The sequence below is a fragment of the Bradyrhizobium sp. Arg237L genome (assembly GCF_029990105.1).
Lineage (GTDB): Bacteria > Pseudomonadota > Alphaproteobacteria > Rhizobiales > Xanthobacteraceae > Bradyrhizobium.
The window spans coordinates 1-7,549 of the sequence record NZ_JAQMIL010000143.1; the positions used below are offsets into that span (position 1 = coordinate 1).

The window sequence follows — 7,549 nt, forward strand, 5'->3', positions numbered from 1 at the left end:
GATGAATGTCCGCATTCGAGGGCAAAGCGGAAAACATGGACTCACTCCCAGTTCTTCTCAGTTTGACCCGACTCGGACCTCGCGGCATGTCCGCTCTTTTGCAGCTCTCTGACGCACAGCGACACAGAGGCGACCGCTCACCTTTCAGATCCGGACCCGCGATCGCGCTGAGATAATTAGAGGTTTTTTCGGATTGCGACTGCGTAAAGATCCCATGCCTCTGGAAGGCCCTTCAGATCGAAGCGCCCTTTCTCCACCAGATCGAAGCCTCCGCCTGCGACTAGGTCCTTCACAACCCGTGACACGAGCACTTCGCCAGCTTCAGCCTGGGACATCACCCGCGCCGCAGCGTGAACTGCGATGCCCGCGACGTCTCCGGGCAAGAGTTCGATCTCGCCCGTGTGCAATCCGGCTCGGATTGGAATGCCAAAGCTGGCCATCCTCTCTCTAACCTCGAGCGTCGCCTTGATCGCGCGCCCCGGGCCGTCGAAGGTAGCCAGAATCCCGTCGCCCGTCGTCTTCACAAGGAACCCGCGGTGACGAGTGACCGTCTTGCGACAACAGTCATCATGCTCGCTAAGGAGGGAACGCCATGCCGTGTCACCAATCTCCGCAGCCCGAGAGGTGGATCGAACGATATCCGTGAACAAGACCGTTGCGAGGACGCGCGTTCCGATTGAGGCGTCCGCTATCGAGCCCGTCACGAAGCTCTGGATGTCATTGACGATTTGTCCGATGTCACCCGCGAAGATCAGGTGATCTATCGCATCTTCGTAAACGATGAGACGTGCATCCGGGATATTTCTTGCGAGATATTGCCCATTCTCGAGCGGGACCAGCGCGTCCCTCGCTCGGTGAAGAACGAGCGTAGGTACCTTCACTCCTGGAAGGACCGGTCGCACGTCGATCATCATATTCTGGCGATACATGGTCCGCAGCGCGCCGGGGCTGCACGTGAGGCGCTCTAGAGTCGCAAATCGCTGGACCGCGTCCGGATTGCAGAGCGAACTCGGCAGCCATCCTCGAATAGCGAGTTCGCCCGTACCCCAATGCTTCGCCATGGTCTCCATGCGCCCAATCATATCGTCCTCTGACCTCATGTAGGGATAGCCGTCGACGGCCGTAAAACGCGCAAAGCCGCCAAACAGAATTAGGTGAGAGACCTTCGTCGGGAAGGTCGCTGCAAAGAGAGAAGCGATCGGACATCCCTCGGAGCCTCCCAAGAGAACGCACCGCTTCGTACCAATGTCGTCCATGATCGCTCGAATGTCGTCCATCCGCTGTTCGAGCGATGGTGCGCCGAACGAGCGGTCTGAAAGCCCTTGGCCGCTTTTATCGAACGTCACGACGCGCGCGAAATGCGACAGTCCCTCTAGGAACTCGTCGTAACTTGGAAATTCATGAAGGTACTCGAGTTGCGTCACCATGCCAGGAACAAAGATCAGATCGATCGGCCCCTCACCGACGGTCTGGTACGCAATGCTTAGTTCGCCCGCCATCGCGTAGCGGGTCATGCTTGGCCTAAACATCACGAGCCTCCTACGCACAGCGTTGGCAGCAGCAGGCAATAACTCGGCTTTCGGTGTCCCCCCTTGTTGTTATCGGGGACGGGCACTTGTTCAATATTGAACACCCGCGACTAGGCGTTGTCGATCTCCGGAACGCCGCCTCGTGGGCGGTGCGGTTCGTCAATGATGCTGACCGTAATTCTTCGGCCCTGAGTGATCGCCTTCGGGGGCGTCAAGCTGCGGAATTGTCTGACAGGTCGCCTAAGAGGGAAAGTCCGTCTCTCTCAGCGCTCTCGGAGACGTCCGATTTGGCCCTAATGCGAAGTCCGCGCTGCTTCTGAAACGGTCTGCTTATCGCGGTAGGCCGGAAGTGACGGGTCGACCCTCCAAGCGGCGCTTTTGACCCGAAGCGGAAAGTTTCGGTGACCTTTTCAGGCGATGTCGCTATCGACACAACCTCAAGGAGGACCGGTCATGCGGGATGGTGTCTCAGCTTTAAGGGCTGCGCAATACCTGCGAATGTCTACGGACGAGCAAGACTATTCGACGTTGAACCAAGAAGAAGCGATCGCCGCGTATGCGGCCGCTCACAACATTGAAATTGTACGAACCTACTCCGACGAGGCTCGCAGCGGGTTACAACTGAACGACAGGCCCGGCTTCAAACGTCTGCTCAGTGATGTAGGGGCCGGCAACGCGAATTTCGGCGTTGTTCTTGTTTACGATGTGAGCCGCTGGGGTCGCTTTCAGGATGTCGATGAGAGTGCCTACTACGAGTATCTCTGCAAGAAGTCCGGCGTTCCTGTCATCTATTGTACTGAAGATTTTAAGAATGACGGGAGCCTAGTCTCTACACTCATAAAGGCTGTTCAACGCACCGAGGCGGCGGACTATAGCCGTCGATTGTCGATCAAGGTCTTTGCTGGACACTGTACGCTGAGTCGCCGCGGCTTTTGGCAGGGGGCCTCAGCCGGGTACGGCTTGAGACGAGTGCTAGTTGACGCATGCGGCTGCGAGAGAGCCATTTTGGCCGACGGAGAGAGAAAATTCATCCAATCAGATCGTGTCATTCTTAAGCCAGGACCAGCAGATGAAGTGGATGTCGTTAGACGCATGTTCAGGTCGTTCGCCGTCGAAGGAAAGAACGAAGTTGAGATAGCGAAGGAATTGAATGAGGAGGGGAGCGTCAACCATTACGGTCGCGCTTGGAATCGCAATACAATATCGAAAATGCTCTGCAACGATAAGTACATGGGGCACAATGTCTACAATCGCACTTCCAGCAAGCTGAAATCGAAAGCGACGAAGAACCCTCCAGAAGTATGGATTCGTTCGGCTAACGCATTCGAAGCCGTGGTCGATCCGTTCCTGTTCCTGGCTGCACAAAGCAGGTTTGCCGAACTCACGAGGCGTAAGTCTGATCAATGCATGCTCGAAAACCTGAGTCGCCTTTTGAAGGCTAAAGGGTTGTTAAACAGCAAGATCATTAATGGCGCGGAATCGACGCCTCGGGTTCAAAGCTACAAAAGCCGCTTCGGTAGCCTGATTCACGCTTACGAACTGATAGATTATCGTCCAAAGAAGAAGTTCGCCAATGCGGCCGCCAAGCGCAAAACGTCTCTGAAGCGCAAAGCCGTTCTTTCGGCATTTTTCGCTGAAATGCATAGTCTGGGTTTGATCGCTCAGTTTGATTTCAGGGCGAGGCATTATGTTGTGAACGGCAAATTCACCGCACAATTTTATATGCTCCAAAGCCTCAAAGCTAAAGCTGCAAAACCACGATGGATCTTAAGACTGCGACGCAAGTCGAGCATTGATCTGATAATTGCGGCTCGGATGAACGGCGCAGAAGAGATCCACGACTACGTGTTGTTGCGCGCTGTTTCCTTAACCGACCGTTTGAACGGAACCGGCGAGGATGTAGAGCGTCTCGGCGCCGTCAGTTTTCAGACGATCGGCGATTTGGCGATCGCGTTGGAGTGGATTACCCGGGAGACCAGGCTGCCTGCAAGATAACCGCAACAAGTAATCAGAATGTCCGCTAATCGGAGAGTATCGGAAGAAGTAGACCAGGGCGGTGCTTGGCTTTAGCTGACCTAAGCCGATTCCCCTCGCGAGGTCGGCTAGTGGCCCAAATGCGAAGTCCACCGCGGCTTTCAAACTGTCAGCTTCCGGAGGTAAAGCGGAGACGGTAGGCCGACCGCCGGAACTTTTGACCCATAGCGGACATCAAGCGAAATATGATCGTGTGATGCGGATCGTCCTTCCTGTGATATTTTAGGAATGAAGAATGGATGGCGGCATAAATAGCTTCTCTCGGATTGATCGTGAACAACTCCCTGCGTGAAGGGATAGCGAGGCCAAGATCGAAAGACGATTCATGCTTAGTGTAGCGGAGGCACGACATGGCCAACGCGTTGATCGTTTGCCCCCGGTCCGATCTGTTGTTGCCGACAAGCGCCGGGCGCGCCGCCCAATACGTCCGGATGTCAACGGACCATCAGCGCTATTCGACGCAAAACCAGGCTGCCGCCATCGCCGTGTATGCCGCGCAGCACAATCTTGTGATCATTCGCACCTACGCGGACGAGGGCCGGAGTGGCCTTCGTATTCACCGCCGTGAAGGGTTGATTGAGCTGATTGACGACGTGCACAACGGTCGGGCGGACTTTGACCATATCCTTCTATGACGTGAGTCGCTGGGGGAGATTCCAGGACGTCGATGAAAGCGCCTATTACGAATTCATCTGCCGTCAGGCAGGGATCAAGGTTTGCTACTGCGCTGAGGAGTTCGACAACGATGGCAGCGTCATCGCTAGCATTGTGAAGAATCTTAAGCGGGTGATGGCGGCCGAATATTCAAGAGAGCTTTCGGTAAAGGTCCACGCCGGCGCTTGCCGCGTAGCCGGCCTTGGATTCAAGCAGGGCGGTGCCATTGGCTACGGACTCCAGCGCGAGTTGGTCGATGAAGATCGGAGATCGAGAGGAATCATCTTAAGCAAAGGCCAGCGCAAGCATCTGCAGACGGACCGGGTCCTGGTCCGGCCCGGGCCGGAACGAGAGCAACGAGTTGTCGCCCAAATATTTCGGGAGTACGTGGTTCACCGCAGATCCCAAGCGTCAATCGCACGATTGCTCAATAACGAACAGGTGCCCAACCATCGGGGAACGCCGTGGTCCGAAGCGATGATCCGCAACATCCTCGGCAACGAGGCCTACATCGGCAATAGCGTCTATAATCGTAAGTCGTTTCGGCTCAAGCAGGTGATGAAGAAGAACCCGCCAGAGCTATGGGTGAGAGCTACGGGCCTGTTCGAGCCAATTGTGGACAAGAGTATTTTCCTCAAAGCTCAAGAGTTGCTGAAAGAGCAATATGTCAGGCTCTCGGATGAGCAACTCTTGAAGAAGCTGCGGGAGGCGCTGGGGGTGAATGGGAAGCTGAGCGTCTCTATCATGGCAGCGATGGACACAATGCCGAGTGCTGCCCTGTATGCATACCGCTTCGGCAGCCTGCGGGAAGCCTTCCGCCTTGTCGGGTATGTCAACTCAGAGCGCGATTTCGATTACCTCGACGCGCGCCAAAAATCTGACGCTGAGGTGTCCAGGCAGGCATCGCTTTTTGCCACGCGCGTTCGGGCGCTTGGCGCGGCCGCAGTTTTCGATTCGGAAACCAAAGTGATGACGGTTGGCGGCAGGCTCGCCATTTCGCTGCGCATGGCGCGCTATTACGTTGCGCCGCGCCACGCGCCCTGTTGGCTGGTTCATCGGCGGGTCGTAGAGCCAGCCGGACTTATTCTGGCGCTAAGATTAGACGAGGAATCTAACAGAGAGGTAAGGGATTACTTTCTGTTACCCTTAAGTGAAATGGCCCAGGAGCGGATCAGTCTCACGTCAACTTCGCGCTCTCGGTTCGCAGCCTATCGCTACCCTACCCTGGATGACGTTTTGCGGGCCGTCATGACGAAAGTTGCGGCCATATCGACATAATGACGATGCCCTGCGAAGCTTGTCGCAATTGTCTGGTTTTGGGCCCATTGCCGAAACCCGCATTGAAGATCGCCACGTCAGCTCACCGGGTTAGATCGGACGCCGCTCAGCGCGGCGTCAAATGCCGCTCGTGACCCAGAGCGGATGTTCTCGCTCCCTCTTAGTGCGTGACCGCTAGAGAACCCGCAAAGGTTGTTGTACAGTTGGGCGCGTAGAGCGAGGGGGTTGATGGGTCGCATGTCGCAAAGCGAGGGTTCGCCCACCGGCCTGAACGTCGTTTCTCGCGCCGGCTTCGAATGGCGTCAGAGCACCATTGCTTTGATGCTGGTTCTGGCTCCTATGGCGTTAGCCGTGATCCTGACGGTCATCGGAGTTGCCGTCTGGGCAACGTGGCTCAGCCTACACGGCGCGCCCGCCGAGTTGCCTCCACCACCCAGCATCAGGCTCTATGGGCTGCTGTCGTACGCAGTCGGCAGTTGGCTTGCTGTAGCATTGGCATGGGTCTGGACAGCACGTCAGGGTTTACGCTCTGACGTCTTTAAGTTTCGTAGACTAACCCTACCCGCTATAGCCGTGAGCATCATTGGCTTCGGGATCGTCACGGTCGGCGTGCCCATCGTGACACATTGGTTGACTACCGCAACTGGCAATCGAAGTCAGGATATTCGGATCGATTTCCATGACGCGAAGTCAATCGCAATCGTCGTTTTTCTTTTCGTCGTTACAACGCCAGTGACCGAAGAGATTCTCTACCGTGGCCTCTTTGTATCTTGGCTGCGTCGGGTTGGGTGGCAAGATTCCAACATCTTGGCCTTCGGCACCGTGATCTTTGCTGCCAATCATATCATTCCGCTCGGTCCCGTTTGGGGTGCAGCGATGATCTTGCTGGGCCTGGTGACGTACGCGCTGCGCCTGCGCTACGAATCGCTTTCTCCCGCTTGGCTCGCTCACGCCCTTTTCAACGCGCAACTGACACTGTCCTATCCGTTGATCGCTTGGTATGCGCAAGCCACTTAGTTGTTCGACGGTTTCGACAACATGCGGCACTGGACCCCGTTGCAGGCGTTCACTTCTGGCCCGTGGCTGACCCGCTCCGAGCGCCACGAGGTCCGCTTACTGCAGGTGACCCGAACAAAGCGATGCGAGCGGGCCAAGGCAGCCGTTGACCCGTTGCAGACGTATATCAACGACGCGTATATGAAGGTCATGACCAAGCCTAACGACTTTCCTCCGCCGTTTTCGTTCAAGGTGCGCCGCTTGGACGCGCGCGACGTCGTTGAGTATCGTGACCTCCGCCTCGAAGGCCTAAAGTTTCACCCCGAGGCCTTCGCCTCATCTTGGGACCATGAGGTCGATAAACCGACCTCATGGTGGGCGGAACGCCTGAAAATCAGCACGGTCTTTGGTGGCTGGGTAAACAGTTCACCTCTCGTCGGTGTGGCGGGCTTTCGCGTGCAAGACGGCGCCAAGCTTCAGCACAAGGGTGTGTTGTGGGGGATGTATGTCCGGCCGCAAGCGCGCGGCTCAGGGCTGGCTGCCATCCTCGTGAACCAGGTCATCGAGCACGCCCGGACCCTGGCCGAAGATATCTCTTTGACGGTGGTGGCTTCAAACGTTGCCGCGCGCCGCCTGTATGGCGCGGCCGGCTTCGAGGAATACGGATTGGAGCGACGGGCCCTGAAGGTCGGAACCCAATACTACGATGAAGTGCTTATGGCCCTCCAGCTCAAGCACTACACCGAGTCTGCGCCTACAGGTTGATCGACCCAAGGTCCGTTACTGGCCCCAAACAGAACAACGTTTAAACCGTTATCATGTCGGCTGTCAGTGGCAGACCGGACGCCGGTCCATGCGCGCCTCCACCGCCGCTTGTGACCCAACTCGGACATGGGGTGGCTGCGGAAATCGGTCAGCCCGACTGCTTGCCCGGCCTCGACGGGTAAATCAGCACAACCTGTCGAGTCCGATGCAAGAAAATATTCCGGTGTGTATCGAAAACCTAAACGCGGGCGTAGTGGTGGTGAAGTCCGCCCAGGATGGCGAGTGAATTGATC

6 protein-coding genes are annotated in these 7,549 nt (G+C 56.6%); 5 read left to right on the forward strand and 1 reads right to left on the reverse strand.

What is annotated here, in order from left to right; translation table 11 throughout:
* Positions 1-176: 176 nt before the first annotated feature.
* Positions 177-1,529, reverse strand: a complete 1,353-nt coding sequence (locus OZ411_RS42205; RefSeq protein ID WP_282532695.1) for an adenylate/guanylate cyclase domain-containing protein — start codon at positions 1,527-1,529, stop codon at positions 177-179.
* A 453-nt stretch (positions 1,530-1,982) separates the two neighbouring features.
* On the opposite strand from OZ411_RS42205, the gene OZ411_RS42210 reads away from it, so the two are divergent.
* The 5 genes from OZ411_RS42210 (at position 1,983) to OZ411_RS42230 (ending at position 7,256) form a co-directional block, all read left to right on the forward strand.
* Positions 1,983-3,524, forward strand: coding sequence for a recombinase family protein (locus OZ411_RS42210; protein ID WP_282532696.1), 1,542 nt, complete (start codon positions 1,983-1,985; stop codon positions 3,522-3,524).
* Positions 3,525-3,913: 389 nt separating this feature from the next.
* On the forward strand, positions 3,914-4,198 hold the full coding sequence (locus OZ411_RS42215; protein WP_282532697.1) for a recombinase family protein: 285 nt from the start codon (positions 3,914-3,916) through the stop codon (positions 4,196-4,198).
* Positions 4,179-5,495: a recombinase family protein gene (locus OZ411_RS42220; protein ID WP_282532698.1), complete on the forward strand. Its 1,317-nt coding sequence runs from the start codon at positions 4,179-4,181 to the stop codon at positions 5,493-5,495. The genes OZ411_RS42215 and OZ411_RS42220 overlap by 20 nt, the downstream gene beginning before the upstream one ends.
* Positions 5,496-5,732: 237 nt before the next feature.
* Positions 5,733-6,512: a CPBP family intramembrane glutamic endopeptidase gene (locus tag OZ411_RS42225; RefSeq protein WP_282532699.1), complete on the forward strand. Its 780-nt coding sequence runs from the start codon at positions 5,733-5,735 to the stop codon at positions 6,510-6,512.
* On the forward strand, positions 6,513-7,256 hold the full coding sequence (locus OZ411_RS42230; RefSeq protein ID WP_282532700.1) for a GNAT family N-acetyltransferase: 744 nt from the start codon (positions 6,513-6,515) through the stop codon (positions 7,254-7,256).
* Positions 7,257-7,549 lie beyond the last annotated feature (293 nt).

Excerpts from the sequence above, each read along its gene's own strand:
- OZ411_RS42205 (WP_282532695.1), bottom strand. The coding sequence starts at position 1,529 with ATGTTTAGGCCAAGCATGACCCGCTACGCGATGGCGGGCGAACTAAGC.
- OZ411_RS42210 (WP_282532696.1), top strand. The coding sequence starts at position 1,983 with ATGCGGGATGGTGTCTCAGCTTTAAGGGCTGCGCAATACCTGCGAATG.
- OZ411_RS42215 (WP_282532697.1), top strand. The coding sequence starts at position 3,914 with ATGGCCAACGCGTTGATCGTTTGCCCCCGGTCCGATCTGTTGTTGCCG.
- OZ411_RS42225 (WP_282532699.1), top strand. The coding sequence starts at position 5,733 with ATGTCGCAAAGCGAGGGTTCGCCCACCGGCCTGAACGTCGTTTCTCGC.